General features: G+C 74.3%; 10 protein-coding genes and 1 tRNA gene. 4 read left to right on the top strand and 7 right to left on the bottom strand.

Annotated elements, in window-relative coordinates:
- Window positions 1-58: 58 nt before the first annotated feature.
- A complete protein-coding gene (locus ACIQOW_RS36245; RefSeq protein ID WP_401092101.1) occupies window positions 59-1,582 on the bottom strand; it encodes an MFS transporter in 1,524 nt (507 codons plus the stop codon).
- A gap of 134 nt (window positions 1,583-1,716) precedes the next feature.
- Between ACIQOW_RS36245 and ACIQOW_RS36240 the strand changes: the two genes are divergently transcribed.
- A complete protein-coding gene (locus ACIQOW_RS36240) occupies window positions 1,717-2,664 on the top strand; it encodes an Lrp/AsnC family transcriptional regulator (RefSeq protein WP_401092100.1) in 948 nt (315 codons plus the stop codon).
- Window positions 2,665-2,855: 191 nt separating this feature from the next.
- Here ACIQOW_RS36240 and ACIQOW_RS36235 read toward each other — a convergent pair whose 3' ends face one another.
- Window positions 2,856-3,662, bottom strand: a complete 807-nt coding sequence (locus tag ACIQOW_RS36235; protein ID WP_401092099.1) for a phosphoribosyl-dephospho-CoA transferase MdcG domain-containing protein — start codon at window positions 3,660-3,662, stop codon at window positions 2,856-2,858.
- Window positions 3,663-3,850: 188 nt separating this feature from the next.
- Between ACIQOW_RS36235 and ACIQOW_RS36230 the strand changes: the two genes are divergently transcribed.
- On the top strand, window positions 3,851-4,063 hold the full coding sequence (locus ACIQOW_RS36230) for a hypothetical protein (RefSeq protein WP_401092098.1): 213 nt from the start codon (window positions 3,851-3,853) through the stop codon (window positions 4,061-4,063).
- 71 nt (window positions 4,064-4,134) lie between these two features.
- Here ACIQOW_RS36230 and ACIQOW_RS36225 read toward each other — a convergent pair whose 3' ends face one another.
- Window positions 4,135-7,446 carry a S41 family peptidase gene (locus ACIQOW_RS36225; RefSeq protein ID WP_401092097.1) on the bottom strand — a complete coding sequence of 1,104 codons (3,312 nt, stop codon included), beginning with the start codon at window positions 7,444-7,446 and terminating at the stop codon, window positions 4,135-4,137.
- A 200-nt stretch (window positions 7,447-7,646) separates the two neighbouring features.
- Between ACIQOW_RS36225 and ACIQOW_RS36220 the strand changes: the two genes are divergently transcribed.
- Window positions 7,647-9,335 carry a chitinase gene (locus ACIQOW_RS36220; RefSeq protein ID WP_401092096.1) on the top strand — a complete coding sequence of 563 codons (1,689 nt, stop codon included), beginning with the start codon at window positions 7,647-7,649 and terminating at the stop codon, window positions 9,333-9,335.
- A gap of 131 nt (window positions 9,336-9,466) precedes the next feature.
- Here the strand turns inward: ACIQOW_RS36220 and ACIQOW_RS36215 are convergent, their stop codons facing one another.
- The 4 genes from ACIQOW_RS36215 to ACIQOW_RS36200 all read right to left on the bottom strand — a co-directional run bounded on the left by ACIQOW_RS36215 (window position 9,467) and on the right by ACIQOW_RS36200 (window position 12,294).
- The gene (locus ACIQOW_RS36215) at window positions 9,467-10,105 is read right to left on the bottom strand and encodes a DJ-1/PfpI family protein (protein WP_401092095.1); all 639 of its coding nucleotides are present in this window, start codon (window positions 10,103-10,105) and stop codon (window positions 9,467-9,469) included.
- Complete coding sequence (locus tag ACIQOW_RS36210; protein ID WP_401092094.1) at window positions 10,105-11,076, bottom strand: GlxA family transcriptional regulator; 972 nt, start codon at window positions 11,074-11,076, stop codon at window positions 10,105-10,107. Before ACIQOW_RS36210 ends, ACIQOW_RS36215 begins: the two co-directional genes overlap by 1 nt.
- A 161-nt stretch (window positions 11,077-11,237) precedes the next feature.
- A tRNA-Lys gene (locus tag ACIQOW_RS36205) sits at window positions 11,238-11,311 on the bottom strand.
- 74 nt (window positions 11,312-11,385) lie between these two features.
- On the bottom strand, window positions 11,386-12,294 hold the full coding sequence (locus tag ACIQOW_RS36200; protein WP_401092093.1) for an NADP-dependent oxidoreductase: 909 nt from the start codon (window positions 12,292-12,294) through the stop codon (window positions 11,386-11,388).
- 163 nt (window positions 12,295-12,457) lie between these two features.
- Here ACIQOW_RS36200 and ACIQOW_RS36195 point away from each other — a divergent pair, with 163 nt between their 5' ends.
- Complete coding sequence (locus tag ACIQOW_RS36195) at window positions 12,458-14,041, top strand: Na+/H+ antiporter (protein WP_401092092.1); 1,584 nt, start codon at window positions 12,458-12,460, stop codon at window positions 14,039-14,041.
- The last annotated feature ends 198 nt before the right edge of the window (window positions 14,042-14,239 follow it).

Here is a 14,239-nt window from a genome sequence, read left to right as displayed (position 1 = left end):
TTCCGGAGTGGCCCCGCCGGCGTCGGGCGGGCGGTGAGCCCGCCCGGCGCTGCGGGGGTCAGCCGCCCGTGGTCTGGAGTTCCGGGTCCGCCGGCTGTTCCCGGTCGTCGGCGGCGGGCGGTTCGCCGCCGGTGTGCCGGGTGAGGAACAGGACCAGGGCCGCACCGGCCATGGCGAGGGCACCCGCGGTCAGGGCGAGGGTGTTGTGCCCGGTGGCGAACACCGCGCGCAGGGTGTCCTCCAGGGCACCGCGCCCCCCGGCCGGAGCGGCAGCGATCAGGCCGTCGGCTCCGCCGCCGGACAGGGCTTGGGCGGCCTGGTGCGGGTCGGTGACCTTGCCCTCCATGGATCGGCCCATGGTGGAGACGGCCAGTGTGCCGAAGACGGCGACGCCGAAGGCGTAGCCGAGCTGTTCGAAGGTGCTGTAGGTGCCGCCGGCCATTCCGGCGCGGTCGTACGGCACCGAGCCCAGGGCGAGGGCGGCGGCGACCTGGAAGACCAGACCCATGCCGAGGCCGCTCAGCGCGAGGCCGCCGACCAGGACGGGCCACCCGGAGTCGGGGCCCAGGAAGCCCTCCGCCGACACCCCGAGGCCCGCGAGGAACAGGCCGAGGGTGGCGCCCACCCGGGGGGAGGGCCTGGGCATCCACCGGCCGCTCACGATCGCGACCAGGGCGGCGGCCAGGGCGTGCGGCAGAACGACCAGGCCGGCGCCGACCGGGGAGAGGTGCTGAACGGACTGAAGCCACATCGAGGTGTAGGGAAGGATCCCGTACACCGCCGCCTCCCCGACGGCGATGGTGATCATCGCCGCGGTGAACGCGGGCCGACGGAAGAGCGAGAGGTCCAGCAGCGGGTGGACGCCGCGCCTCTGCACGCCGACGAAGGCCACGAGCGCGAGCAGGGCCACACCGAGGGGGACCAGAGTGGCCGGGGTGGTCCAGCCGTGGGAGTGCGACCCGGTCAGGGCGTAGACCAGGCCGCCCGCGCCGACGGCGAAGAGCAGCAGACCAGGCACGTCCAGACGCCGGGCGGCGTCCTTGGCCGGGGTGGAGCGGGGGACGTAGCGGAAGGTCATCCACAGGGCGAGCGCGGTGACGGGCACGTTGACGTAGAAGATCCACCGCCAGTCCAGGGCCTCGGTGAGGAGGCCGCCCAGGACCGGGCCGAGCGCGGCAGCGCTGGCGGCCACCGCCGCCCAGATGCCGAAGGCCGTCCCCAGCCGGCGCCCCGAGTACAGGGTGCCGATCAGGGAGATGGTGGTGGCGAACATGGCGGCCGCGCCGATGCCCTGCACCAGGCGGGCGGCGATCAGCCGGCCCATGTCCGGCGACAGCGCACAGGCGACGGAGGCGAGGGCGAAGACGAGCAGGCCCGCCGCGTACACGCGGCGCCGGCCGTGCAGGTCGGCGAGCATGCCCGCGCCCAGCAGGGTGGCGGCGACCGCCAGCGCGTAGCCGTCGGCCACCCACTGCAGTTGCGACAAGGACGCGTCCAGCGATCCGGACACGGACGGCAGGGCGACCAGCACGATGGTGACATCGACCAGCAGCATGAACGTGCCCAGGCAGATCGCTGCCAAGGGCCCCCAGATACGCATGAAACGAACTCCCGGAGTGAGTGGGCAAGACCTCCACACCCTCTGCGCCCCGCCGCAGGCACCCCAAGCCATACCCTGCGGGACGGAAGGATCCGGCACACAGACGAGGTATCGCGGTGGATTCGGACAGGCTCGACGAGCTCGATCAGCGGCTGCTCCAGGGCCTCCAACTGGACGGCCGGGCTCCCTTCAGCCGCCTCGCCCAGGACCTGGACGTCTCCGAGCGGACCGTCGCCCGTCGCTACCGACGGCTGCGCACCATGGGCCTGCGCATCGTGGGCCAACCGGTGCCCGACCGTCTGGGCCTGGTGCGCTGGCTGCTGCGCCTGCGCTGCACACCCGACGCGGCCGCCGCCATCGCCGACGCGCTGGCCCGCCGTCCCGACACCAGCTGGGTCACCCTGGCTTCCGGCGGCACCGAGCTCTACTGCGCCCTCAACACCCGCACCGCCGACGAGCGCAACGCCCTCCTGCTGCAGAAGCTCCCACGCACCCCGCACGTGCTGTCCGTCAGCGCCCACTGCATGATGCGGATCTTCGTCGGCACCACCAGCACCTGGCACGCCACCCGTTTCCACGCCCCGGCCCCGACCGAGCCGTCCCCCGCGCCGGAACCGCTGCCCCTGGATGCCACCGACCGGGTGCTGTTCGCCGAACTGGCCCGCGACGGCCGGGCCCCCCTTTCCGAACTCGGTACCGCGGCCGACCGCTCCGCCTCCAGTGTCCAGCGCCACCTCGACCGGCTCCGGGACGAAGGCGCTCTCGGCTTCTCCGTCGACTTCGACCCCCAGCTCCTGGGCTACCGGATGACCACCCAGCTGTGGCTGAACGTCGTCCCGGTCCACCTGCGCACCGTCGGTGAGGCCCTCGCCACCCACCCCGAGATCGCCTTCGCCGCCGCCATCACCGGCACCGCCAACCTCGTCGCCAGCGGCGTCTTCCGTACGCCCGCCGACCTCTACAGCTATCTCGACCAGCGCATCGGCCCCCTCCCGGGCATCCAGAACATCGAGACCGCGCCCACCCTCCGCGAGGTCAAACGCCTCGCCCACGTCCTGCCCTGACCCGCATCCGGAACACCACGCCCCTGCCCGGGCAGGAGCGTCCCGTGTCCGCTACCCGCCGCCGGTCCTCCGGTCCGGCTCCCGGCGACGCGAGACGGTCGCGATGGTGCGCACCGCCGTGACCTTCGGGTGCGTCGACGGCGACGGGAAGCGCGCCACCTGGTCCCTGGCCTGCGCCGGGCCCGGGAGCGTCAGGCGAAGGGGCCCCGGGGGAACCACGGGTCGTGGACCTCGCGGGGCCCGTCCGGCGTGAGCAGGGTGAGGCTGTGGGCGCCGGAGGCGTACTCCGCCAGCTGCACCGAGCCGTGCCGGGTCTCCAGTTCGGCCTGCACCGGCACCGGCAGCTTGGTCAGCGCCCGCCGCAGTTGCAGCGCGTCGCGGCGGCTGACCGGCTGGGGGGAGCGGAGCACCAGCCGCAGCGGGCTGAGCGGCCCGGTCACCGGGACGCCGCTGCCCAGTTCGTAGCCGGCCGCGCCGATCGGGCCCCAGGGGAGCCGGTGGTCGGCGACCAGGCGGCCGACCTCGGGCAGCAGCGCCAGGGCCGGGATGCCGGCCAGCCGTTCGGGGGCCAGGTGCCCGCGCCGTTCGGTCAGCTGTTCGGGCCGCAGGGTCCTGGCCACCGCCGCCCAGGGGGCCAGGGCGTCCAGGCGCAGGCCGGGCCGGGGGCCGTGGACCGTCACCGGGAACCACAGCTCGGGCGCCGCCTCCGCGTCGCGGGTGCAGCGCTGGGGGTGCGGCAGGTCGACCGGGCTGCCGGCCACGGCGGGGGCCCGGCCGACCGTGACCCAGGGGTGGGCCCGCAGGACCGCCCGCGCCCAGTCCGGCAGCTCGCCGCCCGCGAAGGGCCGCAGCGAGCTGGGGCACTGCATCAGCAGCAGGTCGTGGGGGCCGGGCAGCCGGCCGTCCAGGGCGGCCAGCGGGCCGACCCGTCGGCGCGGTCCGTCGTGCGGGTCCTCAGCGGTGCGTCGGGCGGGGCTTCCTGGATGTACGACGGTCACTGCGGGCTCCAGAGGGTGGCGTCGATTTCGCCGACAGCCCCAATGTGCGCCCGGCCGACGGCCCGTGGCTACGGCCGTTGGGCGCGTCCACCAGGGACCAAAGGCTCAAGGTGCGCCCGTGGGCACCCGGTGTGAGAGTGGGGGCAAGCCCGGTATCCGACCTCCCGTCCGTCCCGCTTGGAGGAGTCATGGGCATCTTCGACAGGTTGTTCCACCGGCCGCCGCAGGAGTCCGTCGGGCAGGAGGCCGCCCAGCGCGCGGCCCTCGCCCACGACGAGGCCGCCGACGCGTACGGCGACGAGGTCGAGCGCAGCCGGGACCAGCAGGAACGGCTCGCCCAGGAGGAGGCCGACCGGCGTGCCGCCGAGAACATGACGGCCGAGGGCGATCCCTGGGACTGAGGCCCTGCCGGCTTCACCGTACGAAGCCGAAGCCGAAGCCGAAGCCGGTCAGGCCCGGACGGAACCGCCGCTCACCGCGCCCGTGGCGGCAGCGGCGGGCGCCGCAGGTCCGGCCGGGGGGTGGACGCCGGCGGGGGCTCCGCGGCGGGCGCGTCCTCCAGCAGCTCCAGGGCCAGCTGCACGGCCGCGACCAGTTCGGGGTGGCGGCCCCTGGCCCAGTCGCGCGGGGTGCGCAGCACGTGCACGTCCGGTTCGACGCCCTGGTTCTCCACCGACCAGCCGAGCCCGCCGCTGAACCAGGAGGCGTTCTTCGGCACCGAGATCTGGGTGCCGTCGCCGAGGGTGTGCCGTCCGGTCATCCCGACCACCCCGCCCCAGGTGCGGGTGCCGATCACCGGGCCGAGTCCGAGCAGCTTGATCGCCGCGATGATCACGTCGCCGTCCGAGCTGGTGGCCTCGTCGGCCAGCGCGACCAGCGGGCCGCGCGGTGCGTGCCTGGGCCAGCGCACCGGCCTGCGGTCCCGGCTGAAGTCCCAGGCCAGGACGTGCCGGGTGAGTTTCTCCAGCACCAGTTCGGAGACGTTGCCGCCGGCGTTGCCGCGTACGTCCAGCACCAGCGCGGGCTTGTCCAGTTCGCGGCGCAGGTCCCGGTTGAACTGGGCCCAGCCGGAGCCGCCGAGGTCGGGGATGTGCAGGTAGCCGCACCGCCCGTCGCTGAACTCCCTTACCAGGGAACGCCGTTTGGTGACCCAGTCCTGGTAGCGGATGGGCCGTTCGTCGGTCAGCGGGCTGATCACGATCCGGCGCACCGGGCCGTCCTGGCCGCTGCGCAGGGCCAGTTCGAGCGTGGTGCCGCCGGTGCCGGCCAGCAGCGGCAGCGGTCCGCGCAGCGGGTCGACCGGGCGGCCGCCGACCTCCAGGAACTCGTCGCCGTCGCGCACGCCCTGGGCGGCCAGCGGGGCGCGGGCGCGCGGGTCCGAGGTCTCTCCGGGCAGCACCCGGTCGACCAGCCAGCGGCCGTCGGGGGAGCGGTGGGCGTTGGCGCCGAGCAGGCCGAGCGGCTGCTGGGAGAGGGTGGGGCCCTCGGCGCGCCGGGACGGGGTGACGTAGGCGTGCGAGGTGCCGAGTTCGCCGAGGAGTTCGCGCAGCAGGTCGGCGAAGTCGTCGGGGGAGCAGACCCGCTCCAGCAGCGGCTCGTACTGGGCGACCAGGGCGGGCCAGTCCAGGCCGGACATCCGCTCGTCCCAGAACTGGTCCCGGACGATCCGGGCGGCCTCGTGGTAGGCCTGGCGCCACTCGGCGGCCGGGCGCACGGTGTGGGTGATCCGGCGCAGGTCGACGGTGGTGCCGGCGGCGGGGGCGGCGACCGGGATCACCCGCAGCGTCCCGGCCGAGTAGACGGCGATCGAGCCGCCGTCCCCGGAGACCGCGTAGCCGTCGAGCCGGTCGACCAGTGTGCTGCGGGTGCCCCTGGCCAGGTCGAAGTGCTCCAGTGCGGGGCGTCCCGAGGTGTCCTCGGGGCCGGCGAAGGTCTGCCCGAGGGTGCCGGAGATCGGCCAGCGCAGCCAGACCAGGCCGCCGCGCACCGCGTCGGTGGCCGAGTACTTGGAGGCGATCACCGGGAACTGGAGCAGCCGCTCGCCGATGCCCGCCGGGTCGACCCGGACGGTGCCGTCGCCGCCTCCGTCGCCGTGCGGGGCGCCGTCCTCGGCCGGGGCGGCGAACGGCGAGGGGGTGTCGGCGGCGAGCGGGACGAGGTAGGGGCGGCAGCCGAGCGGGAAGGAGAGGTCGCCGGTGTGCACGTCGTGGACCGGGTCGAAGCCTCGCCAGGACAGGAAGGCGAGGTAGCGGCCGTCCCGGGTGAACACCGGCTGCTCGTCCTCGAAGCGGCCGTCGGTGATCTCGGTGGTCGGGGCGGGCGCGTCGGCGCGGGTGAGCCGGATGCGGCGCAGTGAGCGCCCGGCGACCGGCTCGGACCAGGCGATCCAGTGTGAGTCGGGGGAGAAGCGGGCGCTGGAGACCGGCCCGTAGCCGGAGGCGGCCAGTTCGCGGACCTCGCCGTCGGCCGCGGTGACCAGCAGCAGCCGTCCGTTCGAGGTGGTGGCGGCGAGCCGGCTGCCGTCGGGTGAGGCGGTGAGTTCCAGGACGCGGCCGATCCGTCCGGCGGCGATCACCCGGTGGCGGTGCTTCTCCGGCCCGCCGTGGCCCGGCCGTTCGGAGTGGCCCGGCAGCTCGGTGCGCCCCGGAGGTTCGCCGCTGCCCGGCCGTTCGCCGTGGCCGGGCCGCGCGGCATGGCCTGGCAGCGGCACCACCTCGATCGCGTCGGCGCCCTCGGCGTCGGTGATCCAGGCGGCCTCGCCGGTGTGCCCGAGCACCACCGGCAGCCGGGTGCGCACGCCGGGGGTGTCGGCGAGGGCGCGGGCCGGGCCGTCCTTGTGGGTGAGCCAGTACTGGCTGCCGCGCACGGTGATCACCCCGGCCCGGCCGGTCTGGTCGCAGGCGAGGTCCTTGACCTGGCCGGCGGCGTTGACCTGGTACGGGCGGCGGCCGGCCCTGGCGCCGCCGAGCGGGACGCGCAGCCGGCGCGGGGCGGGGGCGTCCAGGCCGTCCAGCAGCCAGAGGTCGCCGGCGTGCTGGTAGACGATCCGGGTGCCGTCGGTGGCGGCCTCGCGGGCGTAGTAGGAGGCGTGGTCGGTGTGCCGGCGCAGGTCGGTGCCGTCCGGGCGGCAGGAGTAGACGTTGCCGATGCCCTCGTGGTCGGAGAGGAAGGCGATCCGTCCGCCGAGGGGGCCGGTGACCGGCATGGGGGCGGCGAGGTGCCCGGTGTGTCCGGGCAGGATCCGCTCGCCGTCCACCCAGAGCCGGCCGGTGGCGCCGCCCCGGTAGCGCTTCCAGGCGGCCGGCTCGTGCGGGGCGGCGCCGGTGAGCAGGACGGTCCGCTCGCGGCTCATCTGGGCGTCGCCGACCGGGCCCCAGGGCATCCGGCGACCGGGGGAGCCGTCCGGGGGCAGGGCGTGCGCCCAGGTGTAGTGGCCGAAGGGCTCGTGGTAGGAGGTGACGGCCAGCACCTCGCCGTCGGGCAGCCAGCCGCGCACCCGGGTGTCCTGGCTGCCCCAGAAGCTGAGCCGGTTCGCCTCGCCGCCCTCGACCGGGGCGGTCCACACCTCGGGGGTCGGGCCGAGCCAGCTGGTCCAGGCGAGGGTGGTGCCGTCGGGGGAGAAGCGGGGGTGGCTGACCCGGGTGCGGTCGCAGCCGACCCGCCAGGCCCGGCCGGTGCCGGTGCCGTCGGCGTCCAGCGGGGCGATCCAGACGTCGTCCTCGGCGGTGAAGGTGAGCAGGCCGCCGTGCAGGTGGGGGTGGCGGAGGTAGCCGGGCGGGGTCACGCCTCCATCCTTCGACGGGGCGTCACCACCGGCAACCGGAGGAGGCGGCAACCGGTCTGGACCATTGACACCACAGGGCCGGATCCACTTCAGTGGTCTAGTCCAACTTGGGTGCGAGGCCGCGCCGTTCCCCCCACTGGCGCGTGCTCCGGCGTGCCCTCGGACGTCCCCCACGACCGCGCCATCGCAGGAGCACCCGCATGCGCAGAACACCCACCCCCGGAACCCCGGCCACCGGCCGCCGCGCGGCCGTCGCCGCCGCAACCGCCTCCGCCGTCGCCGCGGCCACCCTGGTCGGCGTCACGCTGGGCCTGGCGCCCGCCGCCTCGGCCGGAGAGTTCCTGGTCAACGGCGGTTTCGAGTCCGGCTCGCTCGGCCCCTGGAGCTGCTCCGGCAACTCCGGCAGCGTCGTCACCAGCCCGGTGCACGGCGGCAGCCGCGCGCTCGCCGCGGCGGCCTCGGCCGGTGACACCGCCCAGTGCGGCCAGACCGTCACCGTCGCCCCGAACACCACCTACACGCTCAGCGCCTTCGTCAACGGCTCGTACGTCTACCTGGGCGTGGACGGCGGCGGCCCGAGCACCTGGACGCCGGGCACCGGCGGCTCGTACCAGAAGCTGAGCGTCAGCTTCACCACCGGCGCCAGCCAGACCAGCGCCACCGTCTACACCCACGGCTGGTACGGGCAGGGCACCTACTACGCGGACGACGTCTCGCTGGACGGCCCGGGCGCGCCCAGCCCGACGCCCACGCCGACCGCGACGCCGACCACCACCCCGACGGGCACCGCCTCCCCGACGGCGACCCCGACCGGGACGCCCACGGGTACGCCCACCGGGACTCCCACGGGCACGCCCACCACCCCGCCGGTCGGCAGCCACGCCCTGGTCGGCTACCTGCACGCGAGCTTCGCCAACGGTGCCGGCTACACCCGGATGGCCGACGTCCCGAACTCCTGGGACTTCATCAACCTGTCCTTCGGCGAGCCCACCTCCGTCACCTCCGGCGACATCCGGTTCAACCGCTGCCCGGCCACCGAGTGCCCGGGCGTCGAGTCGGACGACGAGTTCAAGGCCGGCATCGCCGCCAAGCGGGCCCAGGGCAAGAAGGTGCTGATCTCGATCGGCGGCCAGAACGGCCAGGTCCAGCTGACCACCACCGCGGCCAGGGACGCCTTCGTCAACTCGGTCTCGGCGATCATCGACAAGTGGGGCCTGGACGGGCTGGACATCGACTTCGAGGGGCACTCGCTCTCCCTCAACACCGGTGACAACGACTTCAAGAACCCGACCAGCCCGGTCATCGTCAACCTGATCTCCGCGCTGAAGACCCTCAAGGCCAAGTACGGCCAGGGCTTCGTGCTGACCATGGCGCCGGAGACCTTCTTCGTCCAACTCGGCTACCAGTACTACGGATCGGGCCCCTGGGGCGGCCAGGACCCGCGGGCCGGGGCGTACCTGCCGGTCATCCACGCGATGCGCGACGACCTCACCCTGCTGCACGTCCAGGACTACAACTCCGGCTCCATCATGGGCCTGGACAACCAGTACCACTCGATGGGCGGCGCCGACTTCCACGTCGCGATGACCGACATGCTGCTCAAGGGCTTCCCGGTGGCGGGCAACGCGAACAACGTGTTTCCGGCGCTGCCCGCCTCCAAGGTCGCCATCGGCATGCCGGCCACCACCAACGCGGGCAACGGCTACGTCGCCCCGGCCGAGGTGAACAAGGCGCTCGACTGCCTCACCAAGCTGGCCAACTGCGGGACGTACGTGCCGCGTTCGGGTGCTCAGCCGAACCTGCGCGGGCTGATGACCTGGTCGATCAACTGGGACCGGTTCGGCGGCCAGGAGTTCTCCAAGAACTTCAACGGCTACTTCGGCCGCTGATCAGGACGCCGATCCGCCGGGCCGGCCGATCCGTCGATCCGCCGGCCCGACGGCCTCCGGGGCCGTGCCCGGACCTACCCCCGTGAGGTCCGGGCACGGCCCCTCCTCGTCGTGGTCACCGACGGCGGTGGTCAGCGCGCCCGGCCCAGCGTCAGCCCGTTCACCGCCTCGACCGCCTCGGGAGACGCCGTCGCCAGGGAGCCCGACGCGTACGGCGGCTGCGGGTCGTACTCGATCAGCAGCTGGATCGCCTGCGCGGTGGTGTCCCCGCTGATCCGGCCGGCCAGCGTCAGCGCGAGGTCGATCCCGGCCGAGACCCCGGCGGCGACGGCGTACTTGCCGTCGATGACGACCCGGTCGGTGCCGGTCGGCTCCGCCCCGTACGCGGGGAGCCGGTCCAGGACGCCCCAGTGGCTGGTGGCCCGGCGGCCCCTGAGCAGCCCGGCGGCGCCCAGCAGCAGCGAGCCCGAGCAGACCGAGGTGGTCCAGGCGGTGGTCGCGTCCACCCGGCGCAGCCAGTCGAGCAGCGCCTCGTTCGTGAGCTGGGCCTCCGTCCCGGGCCCGCCGGGCACCAGCAGCAGGTCGGCCGAGTCCACCTCGTCCAGGGCGGCGTCCGCGGTGATCGCCAGGCTGCCGAGGTCGTTGCGCACCGGCCCCCGCTCGGCGGCGGTGAGCACGACCTCGGCGCCGGGGATCCGGGACAGCACCTCGTACGGGCCGACCGCGTCCAGGGTGGTGAACTCGGGGTAGAGCAGGATGGCGATGCGCATCAGTGACCTCCGGTGGGTTCGGGTCGGAAGCGGCGTCGGTACTCGGCGGGCGGGGCGGCCAGGGCCCGGACGAAGGCGCGCCGCATCGCCTCCGGGGTGCCGTAGCCGCAGGAGCGCGCGATCTCCTCGACGCCGTCGGCGGTGTCCTCCAGCCGCCGCCGGGCGGCCTCCAGCCGGACCCCGTCCACGTACCGGCCCGGGGTGACCCCGACCTCGGCGGCGAAGGTCCGGGCGAAGTGCCGCGGCGACAGTGCCGACCGGCCGGCCAGCGCCTCGACCGACAGGTCGGCCTCCGGGTGCTCGGCGATCCACCGCTGCACCTCGCGCAGCGGCTGCCGGGCCGCCACCTGGGCGGCCAGCTGGGTGCTGAACTGGGCCTGGTTGCCCGGCCGGCGCAGGAAGACCACCAGGTGGCGGGCGACCAGCAGGGCCGTGTCGCGCCCCAGGTCCTCCTCGACCAGGGCCAGTGCCAGGTCGATCCCGGCGGTGACCCCGGCCGAGGTGGCGACGTGCCCGTCCCGGACGTGGATCGGGTCCGGGTCCACCTCGACGTCGGGGAACCGCCGGGCCAGCGCGTCGCAGTGCGCCCAGTGGGTGGTCGCCCGGCGCCCGGCCAGCAGCCCGGCCTCGGCGAGCAGGAAGGCCCCGGTGCACACCGACACCACCCGCTCGGCCCGTCCGGCCAGCTCCCGGATCCGCGCCACCAGCGCCGGGTCCGGTTGCACGGTGCCCTGCCCGCCGGGGACCAGCAGGGTGTGCACGGGACCGGCCTGCGCCAGGTCCGCGTCCGGCAGCAGTCGCAGTCCGCTGTGGCAGCGCACCGGAGCACCGCCGGGGGAGGCGGTGGTCACCCGGTACGTCCCCGGCTGTCCGCAGGCCTTGTCCGCTCCCGCGAACACCTCCAGGGGGCCGGTCACGTCGAGGCTCTGCACGCCCTCGAAGAGGACGATGACCACGCTGCGCGCTCTCATGCGGCCAGCCTCCCAAGGGGGAGCGGCGGCAGCAATGACCTGCTTCCCACCTTTCCTGCCATCCGCTGAGGCCTGCCACCCGCTGGGCCCTGCCGCCGCGTGGCCGGACGCCGAAACGCCGGAAGGCCCCTCGCTCTCGCGAAGGGCCTTCCGGCTGTCTGTGCGCCGCCAGGGACTCGAACCCCGGACCCGCTGATTAAGAGTCAGCTGCTCTAACCAACTGAGCTAGCGGCGCCTGCTGACCTGGAGAACATTACCCGGTCAGCCACCGAAACTCACAATCGGGCCGGAGCGCGGAGCCCGGCCGGCTCACATGACCAGCACCACCTTGCCCCGGACGTGCCCGGCGCCGACCAGCCGGTGGGCCTCGGCGACCCGCCCCATCGGGAGCGCCTCCTCGACCTCCAGCCGCAGCCCGCCGGTCTCCCACAGCTTCACCAGCTCGGCCAGCCGCGCGGCCGTCCGCTCGCCCCGCAGGCCCCGGACGCCCAGTCGCTCGGCGCCCGGGTAGTCGACCACGGTGACGATCCGGTCCCGGTCGGCGACCAGCTCGACGGAGGCCTCCAGGGCGCCCCGCCCGGCGGCGTCGAAGGCCGCGGTCACCCCCTGCGGCGCCGCCGCCAGGACCCGCTCGACCAGCCCCTCGCCGTACGCGACCGGCACCGCGCCCAGCTCGCGCAGGTACCCGTGGTTGCGCTCGCTCGCGGTGCCGACGACCGTGGCGCCCCAGGTCCGGGCCAGCTGGACGGCGACCGTGCCGACCCCGCCCGAGGCGCCGTGCACCAGCACCGTGTCGCCCGGGCCGACGCCCAGCCCGGTGAGCGCCAGGTGAGCGGTCTGGCCGGAGGCGGAGAGCGAGCCGGCCTGCTCCCAGGGCATCCCGGCGGGCTTGGCCACCAGCCGGCCGGCGTCCACCGTGACCCGGTCGGCCTGGCAGCCCAGCGTCCGGAAGCCCAGCACCTCGTCCCCGACCCGCCAGTCGCCGGCGTCAGGACCGAGGGCGTCCACCACCCCGGCGAACTCGGTGCCGAGGACGAACGGCGGCTCGACCGCCATCCCCGGTGGACGGAACCCCTCGCGGATCGCCAGGTCCACCGGCTGCACTCCCGCCGCGTACACCCGGACCCGCACCTCGCCCGGCCCGGGCTCCGGGTCGGGCACCTCGGTGACCCGCAGCACCTCGGGACCGCCGTTCCCCGTCACGGTGACCGCCTTCATGCCTGTCCCCACCCCTCCTCGACACTTCGACTTCTACGATCATCGGATGTGAAGTGCGCTTGAGGTCAAGCTTTTGTTCAGCGTGTCGATACTGATGGGCGCATTGTCAGATTTATCCTGGGCGGCGCTCAGCCGTCCGTCGATCGTCGAGAGGAACCTCCCCGTGGGCCAGCTGCCCCTGTTCTTCCTGGTGCTGCTCGCCTCCGTGGTGACCATGCCGCTCGGGCGGAAGACCGGAGTGCCACAACCGGTGCTGATGACCCTGCTCGGCATCGTCATGGCACTCGTCCCGCAGATCCCGGACGTCAGCATCGAGCCCGAGCTGATCCTCCCGCTGGTCCTGCCGCCGCTGATCTTCGCGGTGGCCAGACGCTCCTCGGTGCGCTACTTCAAGGCCAACGCCCGCTCGATCCTGCTGCTGGCGGTCGCCCTGGTCGCGGTCACCACGGTCGCCGTGGCCGGCACCGTGCACTGGCTGCTGCCCACCCTGCCGCTCGCCGCCGCCATCGCGGTCGGCGCACTGGTCTCCCCGCCCGACCCGGTGGCCGCCGTCGCGGTGGCCGGCAGCGTCGGGCTGCCCCGCCGCCTGGTGGCGATCCTGGAGAGCGAAGGGCTGTTCAACGACGTCACCGCGATCGTCATCTACTCGCTGTCCATCGAGGCCATGGTCAGCGGCGACTTCTCGGCCGGCGACGCGGTGCTGCGCTTCGTCCTGTCCGCGGTGCTGGCCGTGGTGGTCGGCGTCGCGCTCGGCTGGGTCAACACCAAGCTCGCCGAGCGCCTGGACGACCCGACCCAGCAGGTCGCGCTCAACCTGCTGGTGCCCTTCGCCGCGTACACCCTCGCCGAGGAGATCCACGGCTCCGGCGTGCTCGCCGTCGTGGTCTGCGCGCTCTACCTCGCCGAGCGGGCCTCCGACGCGGACGCCGTCGCCTACCGGCTCGTCGGCAACGCCTTCTGGGAGGTGGTCGAGATCCTGATCACCGGGGTCGCCTTCGGCCTGATCGGCCTGGAGCTGGCCACCGTGCTCAAGGAGGCAGGCAGCGGCTGGACCGGCTTCATCGGCGACGCCGCCGTGGTCATCGCGGTGGTCGTCGGGGTCCGGCTGCTCTGGCTGCTGCCGGCCGGCTGGCTGTCGAAGAAGCTGCGCTCCAACGACGAGGAGGACACCCCGTTCAGCTGGAAGGAGAGCGTGATCCTCTGGTGGTCCGGCATGCGCGGCGTGGCCACCGTCGCCCTGGCGCTCGCCATCCCGCTCACCCTGCACTCCGGCGAGGACTTCCCCGAGCGCGGCCGGCTGGTCTTCATCGCCTTCAGCGTGGTGCTGTTCACCCTGCTCGTCCAGGGCCTGACGCTGCCCTGGCTGGCCAAGCGGTTCGAGCTGGACATCGACCAGGACCAGCACGAGCAGGCCGTGCGGCAGCTCTGGTGGCGGGCCGCCAAGGCCGGGCTGAAGCGGCTCGGCGAGCTGGAGGAACAGGACCGGCTGCCCGCGGAGGTCGCCGACCGCCTGCGGGACCGTCAGCACGACCGGCTGGCCAGGCTCTGCCCGGAGAACTACGCCGAGGAGGAGGCCGCCGAGGCCAAGCTGCGGATGGCCCAGTGGCGGGCCGCCAGGGACGTCGAGCAGGAGATGATCGCCGCCTCCCGGCGCGAGATGCTCTCCGCCCGCAGCGAACTCGGCGCCGATCCCGAGATGGTCGACGAGGTGCTGCGCGGCCTCGACCTGCGCTCCGAACGGAAGTGACGGGGCGTCCGCTCCCGCGGGGCGGGGCGTCCGCCCCGCGGGAGCGGAACACACCCGGCCGCAGGACCGCCGGGCGGAATGTGCGCGACCGGCTCCGGGGTTGCATAGGCTGAACCCGGGCAGGCCGTCAACGGAGTCGGCGCACCACGAGTACCCGCACGACCTCGCATCCAGGCCGCCACGGCCTGGCCCTCACGC

The sequence above is a fragment of the Kitasatospora sp. NPDC091335 genome (assembly GCF_044757205.1).
Taxonomy (GTDB): domain Bacteria; phylum Actinomycetota; class Actinomycetes; order Streptomycetales; family Streptomycetaceae; genus Kitasatospora.
The sequence above is the reverse complement of the archived record's forward strand: the minus strand, read 5'-3'. Positions and strand labels throughout refer to the sequence as shown.

What these genes read in the sequence shown, in the direction of transcription:
- ACIQOW_RS36215 (WP_401092095.1), bottom strand. Translation starts at nt 10,105, where the DNA reads ATGCGCATCGCCATCCTGCTCTACCCCGAGTTCACCACCCTGGACGCG.
- ACIQOW_RS36210 (WP_401092094.1), bottom strand. Translation starts at nt 11,076, where the DNA reads ATGAGAGCGCGCAGCGTGGTCATCGTCCTCTTCGAGGGCGTGCAGAGC.
- ACIQOW_RS36230 (WP_401092098.1), top strand. Translation starts at nt 3,851, where the DNA reads ATGGGCATCTTCGACAGGTTGTTCCACCGGCCGCCGCAGGAGTCCGTC.
- ACIQOW_RS36220 (WP_401092096.1), top strand. Translation starts at nt 7,647, where the DNA reads ATGCGCAGAACACCCACCCCCGGAACCCCGGCCACCGGCCGCCGCGCG.
- ACIQOW_RS36200 (WP_401092093.1), bottom strand. Translation starts at nt 12,294, where the DNA reads ATGAAGGCGGTCACCGTGACGGGGAACGGCGGTCCCGAGGTGCTGCGG.